Source organism: Paraburkholderia sp. GAS41, from assembly GCF_050436545.1.
In the GTDB taxonomy this organism is placed as follows: domain Bacteria; phylum Pseudomonadota; class Gammaproteobacteria; order Burkholderiales; family Burkholderiaceae; genus Paraburkholderia.
Map to the genome: position 1 here is coordinate 21,706 of NZ_JBNDMK010000027.1, position 18,350 is coordinate 40,055.

At 61.8% G+C, this 18,350-nt stretch carries 18 protein-coding genes; 8 read left to right on the forward strand and 10 right to left on the reverse strand.

Annotated features, from left to right (window positions below):
* The first annotated feature begins 82 nt into the window (after nt 1-82).
* Together P3T43_RS28950 and P3T43_RS28955 are read left to right on the forward strand one after the other, a co-directional pair.
* Nucleotides 83-772, forward strand: a complete 690-nt coding sequence (locus P3T43_RS28950; RefSeq protein WP_429284429.1) for an O-methyltransferase — start codon at nt 83-85, stop codon at nt 770-772.
* Nucleotides 773-953: 181 nt separating this feature from the next.
* Nucleotides 954-1,844, forward strand: coding sequence for an NAD(P)-dependent oxidoreductase (locus P3T43_RS28955; RefSeq protein WP_429284430.1), 891 nt, complete (start codon nt 954-956; stop codon nt 1,842-1,844).
* An 18-nt stretch (nt 1,845-1,862) separates the two neighbouring features.
* Here P3T43_RS28955 and P3T43_RS28960 read toward each other — a convergent pair whose 3' ends face one another.
* A complete protein-coding gene (locus P3T43_RS28960) occupies nt 1,863-2,660 on the reverse strand; it encodes an AraC family transcriptional regulator (protein WP_429284431.1) in 798 nt (265 codons plus the stop codon).
* 360 nt (nt 2,661-3,020) lie between these two features.
* Between P3T43_RS28960 and P3T43_RS28965 the strand changes: the two genes are divergently transcribed.
* Both P3T43_RS28965 and P3T43_RS28970 read left to right on the forward strand, forming a co-directional pair.
* A complete protein-coding gene (locus P3T43_RS28965; protein WP_429284432.1) occupies nt 3,021-3,260 on the forward strand; it encodes a hypothetical protein in 240 nt (79 codons plus the stop codon).
* Nucleotides 3,261-3,301: 41 nt separating this feature from the next.
* Nucleotides 3,302-3,565: an H-NS family nucleoid-associated regulatory protein gene (locus P3T43_RS28970; RefSeq protein ID WP_429284433.1), complete on the forward strand. Its 264-nt coding sequence runs from the start codon at nt 3,302-3,304 to the stop codon at nt 3,563-3,565.
* A 75-nt stretch (nt 3,566-3,640) separates the two neighbouring features.
* On the opposite strand, the gene P3T43_RS28975 is transcribed toward P3T43_RS28970, so the two are convergent.
* A complete protein-coding gene (locus P3T43_RS28975) occupies nt 3,641-3,943 on the reverse strand; it encodes an ArsR/SmtB family transcription factor (protein WP_429284434.1) in 303 nt (100 codons plus the stop codon).
* An 85-nt stretch (nt 3,944-4,028) separates the two neighbouring features.
* Between P3T43_RS28975 and P3T43_RS28980 the strand changes: the two genes are divergently transcribed.
* The gene (locus tag P3T43_RS28980) at nt 4,029-5,126 is read left to right on the forward strand and encodes an NADH:flavin oxidoreductase/NADH oxidase (RefSeq protein ID WP_429284435.1); all 1,098 of its coding nucleotides are present in this window, start codon (nt 4,029-4,031) and stop codon (nt 5,124-5,126) included.
* 108 nt (nt 5,127-5,234) lie between these two features.
* On the opposite strand, the gene P3T43_RS28985 is transcribed toward P3T43_RS28980, so the two are convergent.
* From P3T43_RS28985 to P3T43_RS29000, 4 genes are all read right to left on the reverse strand, one after another.
* Complete coding sequence (locus P3T43_RS28985; RefSeq protein WP_429284436.1) at nt 5,235-5,783, reverse strand: glutathione peroxidase; 549 nt, start codon at nt 5,781-5,783, stop codon at nt 5,235-5,237.
* 136 nt (nt 5,784-5,919) lie between these two features.
* Nucleotides 5,920-7,377, reverse strand: a complete 1,458-nt coding sequence (locus tag P3T43_RS28990; protein WP_429284437.1) for an efflux transporter outer membrane subunit — start codon at nt 7,375-7,377, stop codon at nt 5,920-5,922.
* Nucleotides 7,378-7,384: 7 nt separating this feature from the next.
* Nucleotides 7,385-8,974, reverse strand: coding sequence for an MDR family MFS transporter (locus tag P3T43_RS28995; protein ID WP_429284510.1), 1,590 nt, complete (start codon nt 8,972-8,974; stop codon nt 7,385-7,387).
* 31 nt (nt 8,975-9,005) lie between these two features.
* Nucleotides 9,006-10,130 (reverse strand): HlyD family secretion protein, encoded by a 1,125-nt coding sequence (locus P3T43_RS29000; RefSeq protein WP_429284438.1) that lies wholly within the window; start codon nt 10,128-10,130, stop codon nt 9,006-9,008.
* Between the two features lie 105 nt (nt 10,131-10,235).
* On the opposite strand from P3T43_RS29000, the gene P3T43_RS29005 reads away from it, so the two are divergent.
* Nucleotides 10,236-10,967: a CerR family C-terminal domain-containing protein gene (locus tag P3T43_RS29005; RefSeq protein WP_429284439.1), complete on the forward strand. Its 732-nt coding sequence runs from the start codon at nt 10,236-10,238 to the stop codon at nt 10,965-10,967.
* 411 nt (nt 10,968-11,378) lie between these two features.
* On the opposite strand, the gene P3T43_RS29010 is transcribed toward P3T43_RS29005, so the two are convergent.
* Nucleotides 11,379-11,696, reverse strand: coding sequence for a DUF4148 domain-containing protein (locus tag P3T43_RS29010; protein WP_429284440.1), 318 nt, complete (start codon nt 11,694-11,696; stop codon nt 11,379-11,381).
* Between the two features lie 345 nt (nt 11,697-12,041).
* Between P3T43_RS29010 and P3T43_RS29015 the strand changes: the two genes are divergently transcribed.
* Together P3T43_RS29015 and P3T43_RS29020 are read left to right on the forward strand one after the other, a co-directional pair.
* Entirely contained in the window at nt 12,042-13,367 is a 1,326-nt protein-coding gene (locus P3T43_RS29015; RefSeq protein WP_429284441.1) for an O-antigen ligase family protein, read from the forward strand.
* Nucleotides 13,322-13,954 carry an IMPACT family protein gene (locus P3T43_RS29020; protein WP_429284442.1) on the forward strand — a complete coding sequence of 211 codons (633 nt, stop codon included), beginning with the start codon at nt 13,322-13,324 and terminating at the stop codon, nt 13,952-13,954. The genes P3T43_RS29015 and P3T43_RS29020 overlap by 46 nt, the downstream gene beginning before the upstream one ends.
* A gap of 96 nt (nt 13,955-14,050) precedes the next feature.
* Here the strand turns inward: P3T43_RS29020 and P3T43_RS29025 are convergent, their stop codons facing one another.
* Genes P3T43_RS29025 through P3T43_RS29035 form a run of 3 tightly spaced genes read right to left on the reverse strand, consistent with a single transcriptional unit; the run spans nt 14,051 to nt 18,308 of the window.
* A complete protein-coding gene (locus tag P3T43_RS29025) occupies nt 14,051-15,712 on the reverse strand; it encodes a GMC family oxidoreductase (protein WP_429284443.1) in 1,662 nt (553 codons plus the stop codon).
* A 55-nt stretch (nt 15,713-15,767) separates the two neighbouring features.
* Nucleotides 15,768-16,985: a mandelate racemase/muconate lactonizing enzyme family protein gene (locus P3T43_RS29030; protein ID WP_429284444.1), complete on the reverse strand. Its 1,218-nt coding sequence runs from the start codon at nt 16,983-16,985 to the stop codon at nt 15,768-15,770.
* On the reverse strand, nt 16,986-18,308 hold the full coding sequence (locus P3T43_RS29035; RefSeq protein WP_429284445.1) for an MFS transporter: 1,323 nt from the start codon (nt 18,306-18,308) through the stop codon (nt 16,986-16,988).
* Nucleotides 18,309-18,350: the final 42 nt, after the last annotated feature.

Here is an 18,350-nt window from a genome sequence, read left to right on the forward strand (position 1 = left end):
AGTACCAGGGACGCGAAAACCCCTTAAACTGACAAGCATCTGGCAGCCGTAATGCTCAATATGTTCACGCATGGAGAACGCAATGGCGACCGAACTATGGAACGCAGTAGACGAATATTTTTCTCGCGCGCTCGTTAAACCCGACCCAGCCCTCGATGCCGCGCTTGAAGCCAGCGCGAAGGCCAGGTTGCGCGCTATCAACGTCGCGCCGAATCAGGGCAAGTTTCTCCACTTGCTGGCGAAGATAAACGGGGCGCGCAGGATTCTCGAGATCGGCACGCTCGGCGGATACAGTGCCATCTGGCTCGCGCGAGCGCTTCCCGAAGACGGTTCGCTGGTTTCACTGGAGGCCAATCCTGATTACGCCGATGTCGCAAGAGGCAATCTCGCGGCCGCGGGTCTCTCCGGCAAGGTCTCTGTGCTGACAGGACTGGCAGCCGAGAGTCTCGAAGAACTGATCCGCAGCGGGACGCCGCCGTTCGACTTCATCTTTATCGATGCGGACAAGAGCAGCTATCCCGACTACCTGCGCCTTACGTTGCAGTTGTCCCGGCCGGGCACCGTCATCGTGGCGGACAACGTGGTCCGCAGCGGCCGTCTCGGAGATCCGAACAATCGCGAGCCGGACATCATCGGCATCCGCTCGTTCTTCCAGATGCTCGCTACTACACCGGAGGCGGACAGCACCGCTATACAGACTGTTGGTGCGAAAGGCTGGGACGGTTTCTCCATTACGATCGTTTCTGCCTCGCAAACGGCAACGGGAAGCTAACGGTTGCTCAGCGTCATCACGTAGCGCCGCGAATTTTTCGGCGATGCGTCATCCGCACAATCGTTCAAGACGAGGCCCGCCAATCGAACCTACCATCCTGAGTGGTGCCATCAGTAATGCGATACACCGCGTACTGATGGCATGACATCGACCGCGCCGCCACACGCGGCCACAGCACGGAATGGAGGCATATATGGACATCGGCTTCATCGGCCTGGGCGTCATGGGACAGCCCATGGCGCTCAACCTGGCACGCGCAGGCACGCAACTCATCGTGTGGAACCGCTCCGGCGAACGATGCGAGCCTTTGCGCGCAGCCGGAGCCAGCGTCGCAGAGGATCCTGAGCATGTTTTCCGGCAAGCGCGCGTCGTCATCCTGATGCTGGCCGACGGCGCCGCCATCGACACCGTGCTGGGCCGCGGCACGCCGCAGTTTCACGCGAACGTCGTCCAGCACACGATCGTCCACATGGGGACGACCGCGCCCGAATACTCGCGAGGACTCGAAGCCGAGATTCGCGCCGCCGGCGGCAGCTACGTGGAGGCGCCCGTCTCCGGCTCGCGCAAACCTGCGGAGGCGGGGCAACTGGTCGCACTGCTCGCGGGTGAGAGCGCAGCGGTCGAAAGCGTGCGTCCGTTGCTGCAGCCCATGTGTCATCAAATCATGGTGTGCGGCCCGGTTCCAAACGGACTCCTGATGAAACTCGCGGTCAACGTGTTCCTGATAACCACGGTCACCGGTCTCGCGGAGGCGGCTCATTTTGCCGAGCGACATGGACTCGACATGCAGCAGTTCCGCGCTGTGGTGGATGCCGGTCAGATGGCAAGCGGCATCTCACGCGTCAAAATCCTCAAGCTCGTGACGCGCGACTTCGATGTCCAGGCCTCCATCGCAGACGTGCTAAAGAACAATCGACTGATTGCCGAAGCGGCTAGAGAAGCCAAAGTGGCATCGCCATTGCTCGACGTGTGCTATGCGCTGTTCGGCGAGACATTGGCGCTCGGGCACGGGCAGGCCGATATGGCAGCGGTGATCCATGCGTTCGAGGCACGAACCGAGTCCGGCTTGTGATGCGCGTCATCCAACACGCTATCCAAGAGCCGCAACCCATCTCGCGGGCGTCAGCCCATAGGCGCGCTTGAACTGACGCGACATATGGCTTTGATCGGAGAATCCCGCTTCGAACGCGGCGTCCGCGAGACTTGCACCGCTCTTCACTGAGCGGCGCAGCAGATCCAGCTGCCGATGCGTACGATAGCGACCTGGGCTGGTTCCAAAGGCCGCGCGAAACTGTCGGGCCAGAGCCCAGCGGTCGAGGCCGGCCAACCGCTCGAGTTCGCCCATCGTATGGCGGATGGCCGGCGCGCTCGTCAATTGGTCGCGTACTCGCACGAGACGGTCGCGCGCCAGCGGACCCGACATCTTCTGCAGGCTGCCCGACGCATTCACCAGCAGGTTGGCGATGGCAGCCACGAGGTCGACTCGCGCGAGTTCGTCGATATCCTCGTCGATGTCCCACACATCTGCCATGCCTAACGCGGCCAGACGATGCGCCTCCACCACCGGATTCGCAACGAACGGCAGCGGCTTGCCCCACAGCGCCTGCTGGACGAGTGCTGGATCGATATAAACCATCCGGTAGCTGAAACCCTCATCCGTGCCCGCACTGCCGTCATGCGTCTCGTCAGGATGGAGAATGTGACATTGTCCCGGCAAACAATGCCAGCGTTGCCCTCTGAAATTGAAGCTCTGAACGCCAGATTGCGTCACGCCGATTGCATACGTGTCGTGACGATGCGGCGCAAACGGCCGGCCATGAAAACTCGCCTCCATGCGCTCGATGCCCTCGGCGCCTGGACCATTCCTGATGCGATCGGCTGCGGCCATGTCGTCTCATCCTTTCATTGCAGATTGGCCGGATCGATCAGATGTATACGGTGCTGACTAGCGCCGTAACCTCTCAGGCGTTCCGGCATTTTTCCCGCACTTTTCCGCCAACGAACAGAATAACCGAGCATTGCATGACGCGCAGACCGCCCTATTTCACAACACCCCTGGCGTTCGGACGCAGTTCCTGGCAAGCTACGTCAATCGGCTGCTGATTTCAGGTTTTTCTCCTGGCGCGCCGTCAACGAAAGTGGTGTAATCGACATCATCGGAAAGTTGCCTGGGACTGCCATATATTGGCCGCCATGCGACACCCCTGCAATCAAGCATCTTTTGTGATTCAAAGAGCGGAGATTCACCATGTCGACCCATGCGCACTCACGTGAAGCAAGTGCTGCCGAACGGTTCGTTCGGGCTACCAGGCAAGTAGATATTGCGTTTCGTGTGGTCAGAGGTGAAGACGTGCCGCACAGCCGGCAAATCGAACATTCCCTCGCCCTTCGCGAGCTTGAACAGGCGTTGGACGAACTCGCCGAGGCTCAGGATTTCTTCGATTCGGCCGTGGGCAAGATCACGCCTAAGCCCAAGCGGACCAACTGATTGCGTCGTCCGCCTGATTTTGCTTTTCGGTTTACAGAAACATGTCTACGACGATTGAACAACTTGAGGGAGAAGCCCGCGAACGTCTGATCCGCTGGATTCGCCATCGCATGGACGAATTCGGCATCACGCTCGCGGCGCTCGGCCAGTCTCTCGACGCCGACCTCGAGAAGCAGCGGGCAGTCTCTTACCGGGATGCCTGGGGCAACACCTGGAACGGCAGCGGCAACCTGCCCGAATGGCTGCAGCGAGCCGTAGCGGCCGGACAAACCATCGAGCACTTCCGCCGCGCGGAAGGTGCCTAGACCTGGCGTCACCCTCCCCGCACTGCCCGCTTCCACGCGCACACAGCACGTTGGACCCACCCTGGGTCCACGCTCTCAGAGCGTTTGTTTGACCACCGCAGCCATCAAGCCCGGAAAGCGGGCGTCCAGTTCGGCACGCCGCAACATGTTCTGATGCACCGTGCCCTCGACGCGTGTCTGTACGAGGCCGGCCTCGCGCAAGATGCGGAAGTGGTGGGACACGCTTGATTTCGGCCGACCGCCGTCCAGCTCGCCGCAGGTCGCCTCCGTGACGCGCGCCAGATGGAGAACGATGCCGAGTCGCACCGGATCGCTCAATGCATGGAAGACCCGCTCGAGGGCGAAGTCCTCAGGGTCAGGGTGGTTATAGGTTCGCATACTGCAAATGATAACGGCTTCTGCGATACTTCATAGTTCGACGTTCATCGAACTACCGAACGAACGTGTTCATGGAGCCTTATAGATGTCCGCACTTTTTGAACCCTTCAAGCTGAAAGACGTAACGTTGCGCAACCGCATCGCGATTCCGCCGATGTGTCAGTACAACGCAGTCGACGGCGTAATCAACGACTGGCACCACGTGCATCTGGCCGGTCTCGCGCGCGGCGGCGCCGGGCTGGTCATCGTCGAAGCGACGGGCGTCTCGCCTGAAGGGCGCATCACCCCGGGCTGCACCGGTCTCTGGAACGACGAGCAGGCCGCGGCCTTCGTGCCGGTGGTCGCTTCGATCAAGGCTGCCGGCGCGGTGCCGGGCATCCAGATCGGCCACGCGGGCCGCAGAGCCAGCGCCAACCGGCCCTGGGAAGGTGACGACCATATCGCCGCGGGCGATCCGCGCGGCTGGGCGACCATTGCCCCTTCCGCCATCCCGTTCGGCGCGCATCTGCCGCAAGTTCCCAAGGCCATGACGCTGGACGATATCGAGCGGGTTCGCGAAGACTTCGTCGCCGCGGCCAAACGGGCACGCGAGGCCGGCTTCGAATGGCTGGAACTGCACTTCGCGCACGGTTATCTCGCTCAGAGCTTCTTCTCGACGCACTCCAATCAACGCGACGATGCATACGGCGGCAGCCTCGAGAATCGCAGCCGCTTCCTGCTGGAAACGCTGGCCGCGGTGCGCAAGGTGTGGCCGGAACATCTGCCGTTGACCGCGCGTTTCGGCGTGATCGAATACGACGGCCGCGATGAAGAAACGCTCGCGGAGTCGATCGAACTGGTGAAAAACCTCAAGCGCGAAGGGCTCGATATGCTGAGCGTCAGCGTCGGATTCTCGACGCCGACCGCGGATATCCCGTGGGCGCCGGCATTTCTCGCGCCGATCGCCGAGCGCGTCAGGAAGGAAGCCGGTCTGCCGGTGGCCTCCGCGTGGGGCATCGACACGCCGGAGCTGGCGGATCGCGCCATCAGCAACGGCCATCTCGATCTGGTGATGGTCGGCCGCGCACACCTCGCCGACCCGCACTGGCCGTACCACGCTGCGCGCAAGCTCGGTATCGAGCGGCCGTCGTGGACGCTGCCGGCGCCGTATGCGCACTGGCTCGAGCGTTACGCGGTAGCCTGAAGATGTTTGAATACGCCTGAAAACCGGGCGAGCGTTCAGTGGGCGAAGGCGTACTGAGCGTCAAACTGGTGAGCGGCCAGCGAATCTGCGCTGGCCGCCTCGCAAGCATTACTGCTTCGCCAACTCTGTATCAATTGCGTCGAGCAGACGCGGATCATCCGCTGTGACGTCCGGCGCAAAGCGCCCGACCACTTCGCCGTCGCGGCTGATCAAAAATTTTTCGAAATTCCACAGCACGTCGGCCTGATTCTCGGCATTCACGCCGTAGCCTTTCAGGCGCTCGCGGAACGGGCCTTCACCGGTCGCCACGGGCTGCTTTTCCGTCAGCAACGCGTACAGCGGATGCTTGTCTTCGCCGAGTACGGAAATCTTCGAGAACAGCGGAAACTGGACGTCATATTGCGTGGAGCAGAACGACGCAATCTCAGCGTCGCTACCCGGTTCCTGTCCTTTGAAGTTGTTAGCCGGAAAACCCAGCACTTCCAGGCCCTCGGCGCGCTTCGTTTCGTACAGGCTTTCCAGTCCGCTGTATTGGGGCGTGAGGCCGCATTTGGACGCCACGTTGACCACCAGCAGGACCTTGCCGCGATACTGCGCGAGGCTGCTGTTCTGACCGTCGATCGCTTTCAGGGGGATATCGTGTAACGCGCTTGCCATAAAGTCTCCTTCGCCGCGAGATGCGACAAATAGTGTGCGTGAACCAGAAGACTAACGGAGTTCCGCGTTTGCTGCCGGCCGTGCCGCAAACGCATGGCGGCTCACGCCCGGCGCACGAACCGCGCGGCACGCGCCCTTAGTCGGGCGTCTCCCATCCCAAGCCCAGACTCTTTTGCAGCGCCACGTAATCCTTGATTAACTGCGCGTCGCTCTGGATGCGGTTCTGCTCCGCTGAATAACGGGTACGTTCCGTGTCGAGCCAGTCGAGCGCGGTGGTCGTCCCTGCGCGATAACGCTGTTCCGTCAACACTGCAGCATGTGTGGCGGAATTCTCTACCTCGCGCAGACTCATGGCGTTGTCGCGCTCGTGTCCATAGCGTGACAGCGCCACGTCCGCGTCTTTCAGCGCGCCCAGCACGGTGCTTTCATACTTGGCTTCGGCCTCGTCGCGGCCGGCCTTTGCCTGGCCGACGCTCGCCCGGGTGCGGCCAAAATCGAGAATGTTCCATTGCAGATACGGCGCGCCGAGCCACGTGTAATTACTCTTGCGCAACAGATGGCCCGGATCTGACGCGCTAAAGCTCAGGTCGCCAAACAGAGTGACCTTCGGAAACCAGTCCGCCACATGTTCGCCGATCTGCGCATTCTGCGAGGCGAGCCGTCGCTCGGCTGCGCGGATATCAGGCCGCTGGCGCAGCAGACGCGCCGGGTCGCCCACCGCCACCGTCGCAGGCAACATGGGCAGCGCCTTGGGCGCGGCCAGTTCGCTATCCAGCGCGCCAGGCTCGCGGCCCGTCAGCACGGCGAGTTCGTCGAGCGACTCAGCCACCTGGGCGTCGAGCGGAATGATGCTTGCACGCGTGTTCTCGACCTGCGAGCGGATACGTTCGACGTCGAGATCGGAGGCGACCCCGCGTGACCGGCGCTGTTCGGTCAACGTGAGAATACGGGCTTCCAGATCCGCGGATTCGCGCCCAATGATCACGCGCTGCTGCTGGTCGCGCAAACTGACATACGCCTGGGCGATCTCGGCGGCGAGTTGCACGTGGGCATCGGCAAGATCGGCCTGAGAAGCATCCGCCTCCGCCGATGCCGCCTCGATCGCACGTCGAGTCCCGCCGAAGATATCGATTTCCCAGCTGGCATCGAAACCCGCGAGGTAAAAGCCAATCGGCGCACCCCCACTCGAGGACGAACCCGAGCCGCCTTCGAGCGCCCCCAGATCAGGCGAGCGCGTACGCAGATAGGCAACGTCGGCCGAACTCTTGGGCAGTTCGTTGCTCTGCTGCCCCGCGAGGCCGGCGCGTGCCTGCCGTACGCGTGCTTCGGCAGCGTGCAGGTCAGGGCTGTTCTTGAGCGCGCTGTCGATCAGCGCGTTGAGTTGCGGGTCGTTCAATGCCAGCCACCATGAGGCGGCCACTGGCGCCGTCGACACGGTGCCCTGCGGCGCCCGATTGAAGGCGCCGGCTTGCGCCGCTACAGGGGCAACTTGCGGTGCGCCGTGATAGTCGGGTCCCACCGTGCAACCGGCAAGCGCCAGCGCGGCGGCCACGGGAACCAGGCCAAGGCAACGAACAGTGTTGAGTGACTTCATGTGGTTTTCAATGTCCTGCCGACGGCGCGCCCGCAGCCGGTTTCTTCAGAAAGAACGCAAGCGGAATGCACAGCAGCAGCGCGATGCCAAGCACGTAGAATGTTTCGGAGTACGTCATGACCAGGGCTTGTAGCTGCATCGTTGCAGTAAGCTGGCCGATAGCCTGCAGCTTGGCGTAGGCCATGTCGCCGCCCTGGGCGAAGAAACTCACCGCGCTCGCGGTGAGGTGCTCCTGCCCGATCAGGGAATTGGCCGTCACGGACTCGCGGATCACGTCTTCGTGGAAGGTGTTACGACGGTCGATGAAGGTGCCCAGCAGCGCAAGTCCAACCGAGCCGCCCAGATTGCGCGCCATGTTGTACAGACCGGCGGCATCACCCGCTTCCTCGCGCGGCACGGCTGCCATCGACGCCTGATTGAGCGGCATCATCGCCAGCACCTGACCCACGCCGCGCAGCAGTTGCGACCACGTGAAGTCATGGCCGACGCTTTGCGCGGTGAGCGAGATGTCGAGCATGCAACTGGCAGCGAAGCAGCACAGGCCGCCAATCACCATCAGGCGGGCGTCCACGCGACCCATCAGGCGCGGCAGTACGGGCATCAACAGAAACGCGGGCACGCCGGACATCAGCATGACCGCGCCGGATTGCTCGGCGTTGTAGCCCGACACGCCGCTCAGGAATTGCGGCAGCAGGTACGAGACGCAATAGAGCCCCGCGCCCACCGTGAATACGATGAAGATGACGCTGGCATAGCGTGTATTCTTCAACAGCTTCAGGCGCACGATAGGCGCTTTCGATACGAACTGCGCGACCAGCAACAGCATGATGCCCGCCGCCGAAACAAGGCTCAGCCAGACGATCATCGACGATTCGAACCAGCGTTCGCGCTGGCCTTCCTCCAGCACGACGGTCAGCGAACTGAGCCCCGCGGCAAGTCCGACGATACCGAGCCAGTCGGCCTTGATGAACTGCGACCAGTCGATGCGTCCCTTGTTCAGCCCGGCAAACAGCAAGCTCACCAGTGCCACGCCCACCGGTATGTTGACGAAGAAGCACCAGCTCCAGTCGATATTTTCCGCGAGCCAGCCGCCCACTACCGGACCCAGCAGCGGCCCGAGCAGCACGATCAGGCCGAACATGGTCATGCCGATCGGCATCTGATGACGCGGCAGGCGCGTCGCCACGATGGTCTGCGCGGTTGGAATCATCGCGCCGCCTACGAAGCCCTGGCCGATCCGCCCCGCGATCATCTGCGGCAAGCTGTGCGAGACGCCGCACATGATGGAGAACAGCGTGAAGAGCGTGGCGTTGCCGAGCAGAAAGTTACGTAGTCCGAATACACGCGTAAGCCACGCGGCGAGCGGGATCATCACGATTTCGGACATCAGGTAGCCGGTTGAAATCCACGTGCCTTCCGTGCCGGTTGCGCCGATTTGCCCCTGGATCTGCGGCAGCGCGGAGTTCGTGATGGAGATGTCGAGTGTGGCCATCAGCGCGCCGAGTGCGCCCGCGGCCACCGCGATCCAGTCGGCGCCGCTCGCGTTGGGCGGATGCGCGGGCGGGGTTGGCTTCACCGCAGGCGGCTCGGCGGGCACCGCAGCGGATGAACGGGCCGCGTGGCTGGAATTAGTCACGTCCGTTGTCCCGTTCGATGCGCTGTGCCGTATCGCGCGCGCTGCGCGTGTCCACATCCACATTCACGGACAGCCCCGGCAGCAATACCTTGCGCGTTTCCGGACCGGCCGCGATATGAATCTTCACCGGCACGCGCTGCACGATCTTGGTGAAGTTGCCGGTCGCGTTCTGCGCGGGCAGCAACGCGAATTGCGAGCCGGTGCCGGGCGAGAAGCTGTCCACCGTGCCATGCAGATCGGCGCCGGGCAACGCGTCGATGCGGATGGTCGCCGGCTGGCCGACACGCATCAGGCCAATCTGCGTTTCCTTGAAATTTGCCGTGAGATACACGTCCTGCACCGGCACGATGGTCATCAGGCGGGTGCCGGGCTGCACGTACTGGCCGACGCGCACGGTGCGGTCGCCGACCCGTCCGGCGATCGTGCTGCGCACCAGCGTGTCTTCCGTGTCGAGCTTCGACTGGTCCGCAACGGCGCGCGCCGCATCGAGCTGCGCCTGGGCCTGCTGGATCTGCGCCTGCAGGTTGGCGACCTGCCGTTGCGCGACCTGCAGCGCTGCGGCGTCGGCCGCGCGCGTTGCGGTGGCCTGGCGCGCGCTATTGCGCAGATCGGCGACACGCTCGTCGGTCTCGGCGCCGGTGGCGGCGAGCGGCTCGTAGCGCTTGACCTGTGCGAGCGCATGCGCCTCGTTCGACACGGCGCCGTCGAGCTGCGCACGCGCCTCGCCGATACTCGCCTGCTGCTGCGCCAGTTCGGCCTCGCCACGTAGAATATCCGCGCGCCGCGCCGCCACCGTGGCGTTCGACTGCTCCAACGCAGCGGTGTATTGCCGGCTGTCGAGCCGCACGAGCGGTTGTCCGATCGCGACCGTCTGGTTGTCGCCGACCAGCACTTGCGCCACATAACCTGACACTTTTGGCGCAACAGTCATACTATCGGCTTGCAGATAGGCGTCGTCAGTGCCCTGTATGAAACGGCCCACCGTCCACCAACGCACAGCCCATGCGGCGGCGGCGAGCAGGACAAGCGCTCCGCCCGCCAGCAACAGTCGGCGAGCGGGAGAGCGGCGGGCGGGGGTGGCTGCCCCGGCTTCGTTGACGGGAAGGGTGGCCGACATGACGACTCCAAATGTGTTCCAATTGATATAATTATTCCAGTCGGAACATTTCTGTCAATTGATATATTTTTGGCAGTCTTACCAAAATCCAGAAGGATCGAACGGATGTCCCCCTCCCCGAGACATCGCCATGCCGTCGACGGCGGCTACCAGCGCGGCGAAGAAACGCGTGCGCGGATCGTCATGGCGGCGCTCGCCCTGTTCGGCGAACGCGGCTTCGACGGCGCCTCCACGCGCGACATCGCCGAGCGGGCGGGCGTCAATGCGCCGGCCATCGGCTATTACTTCGACAACAAGGAAGGGGTGTATCTCGCGTGCGTGGAGCACATCGTTTCGCGGGTCTGGGAACAACTCGCGGCGCCCGTCGAGGCAGCCGAGGCCGCGCTGGCGAGTCACGCGGACGATACCGCGCTGATCGCAGCCTTCTGCGCGATTCAGGCGCGCATTGCCGAATTCATGTTCATCTCCACCGAATCCAACAACTGGCGCCTGTTCATGGCACGTGAGCAGGCGGGGCTTGGGCCCTCATCGGGGTTCGAGATGATCGAGAACCGCATCAGTCGTCGCATGACCCATGTCAGCGCGGGGATCGTGGGGCGGCTGCTCGGACGTCCGGCGGACGACGAAGAGTGCCTGATTCGCACGTTGACGCTGAACGGTCCGCTGCTCGTGTTCCACACGCACGCCCGCAAGACGCTGGGCGTACTGGGATGGGACGCGATCGACGCCGAAAGGCTGGCGAAGCTCATGCGCATCGTGAAACAGCACACGGTCACATTACTTCAGAGCATGGTCGAGGTCAGAAGCGAGAATCTGTCGCGCGAGTCGAAAACCTGAGCGCTTGAGGCCGGGCACGTCGTAGGAGGGGGTGATTTCGCAGCGTGGCTTGACTGATGAAGCGCGCTGCTTCGCGATCGCAATGAACGCGTCCTGATACTGACGGAAAGAGGGAAGAGTGACGAACCACCAGATGAGGAGTCCGGCTTCGCCCCAGCCGGGAGCTAGATTCGCCACGTGAATCATTGTGCGCCGCGCGCCGCCCCCTGTCATCGCACCAGTCGGCAAAGGACCCTTGCCGATTACGCGACAATCCCCCTAGGATGCCTGCAAATCGCAACGCATCGCATTGACACGATCAGAACGCGTGATGGGGAAAAGCGCCCAGGCCGTGAACGCCTGAGTGAAACCGTCGGGAGCCCGACGGCTGAGGTATGCAAAATAAAGCTGGCCTGCTAGCGGTTCACCGCATTACGGATGGCTGTACATCGCGTTCCAGTCGGCCTTTGAAACGGCCGGGCGTCCGCCTTCCGACGAGCCGCCCGCGACGCCACCAACGCCTGTCGCGCCTGCAGCACGGTTTGCTGCGGCTACCTTGGCTTCAGCAGCCTGGATGTCAGACGGATACTGCGGATCGGCACCAGCAGCCGGACGCCAGCCGGTCTGCTCGAGTTGAACGAGCTCTGCACGCACTTGGGCATGGCTGACAGGTTGATTCGATTGAGCGAACACGGCGATCGGCGCGGTAAGCGCAGCGGCAACCACGACGGCTTGAATAAGGGACTTCATGATCGATAACCTCCAGACTTTGTTTGTCCTGCTACGAACAACCCTGTTCGCAACTCAGTGACGCTAGTCTAGTTAGGTAGACGCTTAAGATTAAGCCCGATCTGAGGAAGGCTTTGTTGTTGAATATGGGTTAACCCTATACCCCATGCCACGTGGTCTCGCCGGCGCTCGTGTACCGGCTCCCCGCCAACGGAACCGGCACTGACCGAACCTGTTCCGTCATCTCCGAGATGCAGCGGCCCAAGAGACCGTTCGCGTACAATGCGCCAGGCTCGAATTCCTGACCCACCTTCACCAAAACCCAAAATGAATGACCTGAGATTTCAATCTCGGATCGCAGAGGCATTGTCCATTGGTTGCGCCATACTGATTTTCGTGGCGATGTTCGACCACGTGATGGCAATCAAGTATGTCGACCTCGGAATGCTCGCGGTACTGGCGTCATGGTGTCTCGTCAGAACGCTGCTCAAGAGTCCGCTCGAACCCCGCCCTCTTCTCATCCCATTCGGCCTATGGGCGCTATGGACCCTGATCTCGGCGAACTGGTCCGCCGATCGAGCCATTAGCGGTCATGCATGGCTCGACGAAGTCGTCTACCCGCTCACAGGATTCTACGTATTCTGGCTCACAGGCCAGCACCCGCAAAGGGTGAGGCGCTTACAGACAGCACTGTGGGCCGCGTGCCTGATCCTTGCCGGCATCAGCCTCGTTTACTTTCATCTGCTAGATCCCGCACTGCCCAAACCTGGACTCCTGCATTTCTATCCTCGCGTCGGACACGTCAGCACGCTTGCGCTGATGGCAATCCCCCTGTTCGCGATCATGGCTGCAAATGGCGACACGCGGATTCGCGGGCTAACCGGAATAGGCTTTTGCCTCATCATTGGCGGCGCCACCCTGAACCGCTTCTTCTGGGCCGCACTTGCCGTCGTCGCAGTCACGCTCTTATGGCCACGCACGCGAGCCGATCTCAAGCGCGCGGCGCTCACCTTCTGCGTTCTTTTCGTGTTTATCGGCGTGGCCGTTGGCTTCAGTAACAAGCTGCGTCTTGCTGCAATTGCGAGCCCGTCCTCTGGACCGGAAGCCATGGCCAATGTCAGCGCCAAGCCTGATTCAGCCGCGAAAGTTTCGCTGCTTTCCCTTCATGCTGCGACGCCCAACGCGCATCAGACCAATCCCGCGCCCATGTTCTCGCTCGACGGACTCGCAGCCAAAATTGGCGCGCTGCGCGCGGCGAAACTCGCGCTGAGTGGCGACACGCGCCCGCAGATCTGGGGCTTTTACGGCAGTCAGGTGCAGAAGCATCCGTGGTTCGGCATCGGCTTTGGCAAGCCGCTTCCATCAATTGCATACGGCAGCCTGATCCCCGGCAACCTCGTCGCGCTGGACCAGAACGTAGAGGCGCACGCGCATAATCTGTTTCTGAATACCCTGCTACAGGTCGGGATTGTCGGGCTTGCGCTGCAGATCATCGTTTTCGCATCACTGGCTTACCGCTTTTACCTCGCGCGGGAGACTCATCCATTCATCTGTCGCGCTGGGATTGCGCTTGTCGTCGGGATGATCACGAAAAATCTCACGGACGATTTCATGTGGGAGTCGACCATGTTGATGTTCTGGTGTACATGCGGGCTCCTCATGGGAATGATTTCGCCGCAAGCCCAAACGTGACTTACACCCTTTCAACAGCGGTTTCTTCAGAACTCGAAATCCGCAAGAGCCGCTTCATTGCCCACGCCATTCCGGTCGCGGACCGCGATGCGGCGATGGCCGAACTACGCCGTCTGCGGGCAGAGAATCCGACCGCCACGCATGTGTGCTGGGCTCTGCTGGCGGGCGGCCAGTCCGGCATGTCGGATGATGGCGAACCGTCGGGCACCGCTGGCAGGCCGATTCTCGAAGTGTTGCGGCATCACGATCTGGACGGCGTGCTGGCCGCCGTGGTTCGCTACTACGGCGGCGTGAAACTCGGCGCGGGTGGTCTCGTGCGTGCCTACACCGATGCGATCGCGCGCGTGCTGCAGGACGCACCGCGTGTCGAACGGATTGCCCAGACCTTGCTCACGGTGGAAATCAGTTATCCGGACGAAGCGCGCGTGCGCCGCTGGATCGAACAGGAGGCCTACACACTTGCCGACAGTGCCTATGAAATGGAGGTGCGCCTGACGGTCAGCCTGCCCGTGACGGCCGTGGAAAAAGCACGCGACGCGCTGCGGGACATGACGCAAGGACGTGCGGTGTTTCCTGAGCAGGATTGAAGGGCCCGGTCATCGCGCGATGCCAGACCGCCAAAGAAAAAGGCCGCCCGACACGACATCGGAACGGCCCTTCAGCCTTCAACGACTACCAGACAATCAATGCGTTGCCGCCAAATCCGCCTTGGTGCGCTTGCGCGCTGCATCCGGCAGCGCGTCCTCGAGAATCATGTCGGCGCCCTTCTCTGCGACCATCATCGTCGGCGCATTGATATTGCCGGATGTGATATTCGGGAAGATTGAAGCGTCGACGACTCGCAAACCCTTCAGGCCATGCACGCGCAAACGCTCGTCGACCACCGAGGTCTGCACATCCGAACCCATCGCGCACGATCCACACAGGTGGTAAATCGAGCCCGACTGCTCGCGGAAATACTGCAGGAATCCTTCGCGAGTGTTGACCTGCGGTCCCGGTGAAATCTCTTCAACCGTGATGCCCCGTAGCGCGGGCGCAGCCATGACCTTGCGCACCAGTTCGCAACCCTGAATGACCTCGTCGATATCCTTCTCCGTGGTCAACGCGTTGATGCGAATCTTCGCGGCATCCTCGACCCGGTTCGAAGCAATCTCGATTGAGCCGCGGCTCGTCGGCCGGCACGGATTGAACGCCAGCAGGAAACCCGAATACGGTTCCGGTTCGAGGTTCGCCTTGTTGCTCTTCGGAATCCGGTACGACAGCGGATTGAAATAAAGCTGCAGGTTAGGCTGCGTCTGCTGATCGTTACCCTTGAAGAACCCGCCCGACTGGTTCACGCTCATCGCCAGCGGTCCCTTGCGCGTCAGCAGGTACTGCAAGCCCAGCTTGAGCTTGCCGAGCAACGGCCGCATTTCATCATTCAACGTCTTCACGTTGGAGCGATAGTAGAAACTCACGCACAAGTGGTCCTGCAGGTTTTGCCCGACGGCCGGCAACTCGTGCACGAGCGGAATGCGATGTTCTGCCAGCAGCGCCTTGTCGCCCACACCCGACAGTTGCAGGAGCTTCGGCGTATCCACTGCGCCCGCCGAGAGGATCACCTCACGGTTCGCGGTGAATGTGCGCGTGCTGCCATTCTGCTTGATCGTGACACCCGTTGCGCGCTTGTTGCCGTCGATCAGCACCTTGCTCACCAGCACTTCGCGTTCGACGGTCAGATTCTTGCGGTTCAGTACCGGGTGCAGATATTCGAAGCTGCTCGACGAACGCTGCCCGTTGCGCGTGGTGACATCGTAGATGCCTGCGCCTTCGAACTGCGCGCCGTTGAAGTCTTCGGTACGCTTGTAACCTGCCTGCTCGCAACCCTTGAGGAACACGTGGCAAATCGGGTGCACCGCACCCTTCATCGGGGAAATGCCAATCGGGCCATCGCCGCCGTGATACTCAGTATTGCCAAGCGGATGGGTCTCGAACTTGCGGAAATACGGCAGTACGTCCCTGAACGACCAGCCCTTGTTACCGGCTGCTTCCCAATCGTCGAAATCGTGCGGCTGACCGCGCACGAAGATCATCGCGTTGATCGAGCCCGAGCCGCCCTGCACCTTGCCGCGCGGGCAATAGATCGGCCGGTTGTCGAGTTCCTTTTCAGGTTCGCTGTAGTACATCCAGTTATAGGTTTCGTTGTAGTACATCTTGGTGAAACCAACTGGGATCTTGAACCAGAACGAGCTGTCCTTGCCGCCCGCTTCGAGCAGCAGCACAGAATGCTGCCCCGATGCCGTCAGGCGATTGGCGAGGATGCAGCCCGCAGAGCCCGCGCCAACAATAATGTAGTCGTAATTCATGGTGTATTTCGCCCGACGGCGTCCGCCTCAGTGAATGCGAAAGTGTTTCTCAAGCTCAACCCTTGGCCGGCGCGAGATCCTTGACGTCCGCGGGCTTCGCGGCCATCTGCAGATGCAGGCGCTCGCCCTTGTACGGCGAATGCTGCCGCACGACGTCCATGTTCAACTCGACGCCAAGCCCCGGTTCCTGCGAAGGAATGATGTAGCCGTCTTCCCAGCGGATAGGTGTCTTCAGCACTTCTGAGTGGAAACCGCCCCACGTACCGATGCTTTCCTGAATCAGGAAGTTCGGCGTGCAGGCGGCCAGCTGAATGCTGGCCGCGGCGCCCACCGGACCGTTGTAGAGGTGCGGCGCGATCTGCGCGTAGTACACCTCGGCGATACTCGCCACCTTTTTCGCTTCGAGAAGACCGCCGACGCGCGCCACGTTCAGTTGCAGGATCGACGCGGCGCCCGCTTCGAGCAGCTTGAAGAATTCGTACTTGGTGGTCAGGCGCTCGCCTGCCGCAATCGGAATGCTGGTGTGCTTCGCGACCTGAGCCATCGCGCCTTCCTGCCCCGGCGGGACCGGCTCTTCGAACCACAACGGATCGTATTTTTCGAGGCGTTTGGCAAGCCGGATGGCGGACGACGGCACCATTTGCCCGTGCGTGCCAAACAGCAGGTCAGCCTTGCTCCCCACCGCTTCACGCACCCGGCGGCAGAACAGTTCGCAACGGTCCAGCACTTCCATGGACAGCTGATGACCCGAATACGCGGTGTACGGGCCGGCCGGGTCGAACTTGACTGCCGTGAAACCCAGCTTCACGTTCTCGATTGCACATTCGGCTGCCAGATCGGGATCGTCGTAATCGTATTCACCGCGGCTATTCTTCGGGTACAGGTAGGTGTACGAACGAAGCCGCTCGTTGACCATACCGCCCAGCAATTCATACACGGGCTTGCCCGCAGCCTTGCCGATGATGTCCCAGCACGCCATTTCCAGGCCGCTAACGACGCCCATCATGGTCAGGTCGGGGCGTTGCGTGAAGCCGCTCGAATAGGCCTCGCGCCACAGCCGCTCGACGTGATGCGGATCCTTGTCCTGCAGATAGCGTCCGAACACGTCGTCGATGATGTGGGTCATCGCATCCGGATGGAAGGTGGCCGAATAGATTTCGCCCACACCTTCAATACCGCAAGCCGTTTTAAGCTTGACGAAAATCCAGTACATGCCACCGACGTGCGGCGGCGGTACAGCAACAATATGCGTTTCGAGCGAAACAACTTTCATTTACGCACCTTCTTTTCTGTTAAGCATGTTTCTCAGCGCAAGTGCAGCAAAACCACCCACCGCTGCCACTGCGGCCACATAGCCGAAATAGAGTTGATAGCCGAAGACACCCGGATACGTCTGTGTCAGATAGCCGTTGATGAGCGGCAGGAACACGTCCGGCGAATAGCCCAGTACCGAGATCAAACCAATCGCGAGACCCACCGTTTCGACCGGCACATTGCAGCGATCGAGCAACGACCAGTAGAGGCCGCGGATTGCGTAGGTCAGAATCCCGATGAACAACACCAGGAACACCAGCGCCACGTGGCTACCGATGCCAGGCGCGGCGACCAGTCCGAGCAGCGAGAGTGCCGCGAGGAACAACGCGATCACCAGCACTGAAATCTTGGAGAAACGGTCACCCAGGAAGCCGCCACCGATGCCGCCGATGGGCCGCATCCACAGCTTGAGCGTCGTGATCGTGCCGGCCATCACCACCGACAGACCAATCGCGCCTTCGTGCAGGTACGCGGAGAAGCTGTAAGTGGCCCAGAAGACCTGGTAGCCGCAGAACACGATCGCCGCGACAAGCCACAGCTCCGGAATCGACGCGAGCGTCTTCAGGTCGATCAGCACGTTGCTGCGGCGGCGCTTGGCTGCCTGGTCCGCGGCGGTCTTGCTGCCCTGCGGATCCTTCACGAGACCCAGCACCACACCCAGCGCGATACACAGGAATGCGTACATGTAGACCACCAGCTTGAAACCGGCCGCCACTGTTTCGCCGCGCGTCTGCGTGGCCCACGCGAACAGCGAGATCGCGACGGTTGCCAACAGCGCTTCAACCAGACCGCGACCACCGTCGAGAAAGCCGAAAAAGCGACCCTGCTCATCCGCACCGGCAATCATCGTCACGCGCTTGATGACAGCAGCCCAGAACGTGAGCCCGGTCGACAGGCCCCAGCCGCCGAAGATCACCATCAGCAGATGGAACGACGGCGCGGTCGAATACCACAGACCAAGCGCGCCGGTTGCGATCAGCGAGAAGCAGATCAGCATGCGCGGCGCGATACGATCGGCGAGCCAGCCGCTGGGCAAATAGCTCAGCAGAAAAATCGTGCCGAGCGAGGAATAGAGGTAGCCAAGCTGACTGTCGGTGATATGAAACACCTCCAGCATGGTCGGCTGGTACACCTGGCGCAGATAGAGAATCGGATAGATCGCGCCGGCGGCGATCACCAGCAGCAGCAATTGCACATAGCGCTGCGTTTTGGTTTCGCGCAAGGCGGCGGCGTGCTTGGATGCGGCCAGCGAGGCGGCGGATTGGACAGGCTGAGATGACACGGAGGTGCTCCTGGGAGACACGCAAGGCACGCGGTGCACGGC

Bases quoted from the DNA above. Each gene is read 5' to 3' on its own strand.
- P3T43_RS28985 (WP_429284436.1), bottom strand. From the start codon at position 5,783: ATGGCAAGCGCGTTACACGATATCCCCCTGAAAGCGATCGACGGTCAG.
- P3T43_RS28980 (WP_429284435.1), top strand. From the start codon at position 4,029: ATGTCCGCACTTTTTGAACCCTTCAAGCTGAAAGACGTAACGTTGCGC.
- P3T43_RS28960 (WP_429284431.1), bottom strand. From the start codon at position 2,660: ATGGCCGCAGCCGATCGCATCAGGAATGGTCCAGGCGCCGAGGGCATC.
- P3T43_RS28955 (WP_429284430.1), top strand. From the start codon at position 954: ATGGAGGCATATATGGACATCGGCTTCATCGGCCTGGGCGTCATGGGA.
- P3T43_RS29000 (WP_429284438.1), bottom strand. From the start codon at position 10,130: ATGTCGGCCACCCTTCCCGTCAACGAAGCCGGGGCAGCCACCCCCGCC.
- P3T43_RS28990 (WP_429284437.1), bottom strand. From the start codon at position 7,377: ATGAAGTCACTCAACACTGTTCGTTGCCTTGGCCTGGTTCCCGTGGCC.
- P3T43_RS29020 (WP_429284442.1), top strand. From the start codon at position 13,322: ATGCGGGCTCCTCATGGGAATGATTTCGCCGCAAGCCCAAACGTGACT.
- P3T43_RS28975 (WP_429284434.1), bottom strand. From the start codon at position 3,943: ATGCGAACCTATAACCACCCTGACCCTGAGGACTTCGCCCTCGAGCGG.
- P3T43_RS28970 (WP_429284433.1), top strand. From the start codon at position 3,302: ATGTCTACGACGATTGAACAACTTGAGGGAGAAGCCCGCGAACGTCTG.
- P3T43_RS29025 (WP_429284443.1), bottom strand. From the start codon at position 15,712: ATGAATTACGACTACATTATTGTTGGCGCGGGCTCTGCGGGCTGCATC.
- P3T43_RS29010 (WP_429284440.1), bottom strand. From the start codon at position 11,696: ATGAAGTCCCTTATTCAAGCCGTCGTGGTTGCCGCTGCGCTTACCGCG.
- P3T43_RS29030 (WP_429284444.1), bottom strand. From the start codon at position 16,985: ATGAAAGTTGTTTCGCTCGAAACGCATATTGTTGCTGTACCGCCGCCG.
- P3T43_RS29005 (WP_429284439.1), top strand. From the start codon at position 10,236: ATGTCCCCCTCCCCGAGACATCGCCATGCCGTCGACGGCGGCTACCAG.
- P3T43_RS28950 (WP_429284429.1), top strand. From the start codon at position 83: ATGGCGACCGAACTATGGAACGCAGTAGACGAATATTTTTCTCGCGCG.
- P3T43_RS28965 (WP_429284432.1), top strand. From the start codon at position 3,021: ATGTCGACCCATGCGCACTCACGTGAAGCAAGTGCTGCCGAACGGTTC.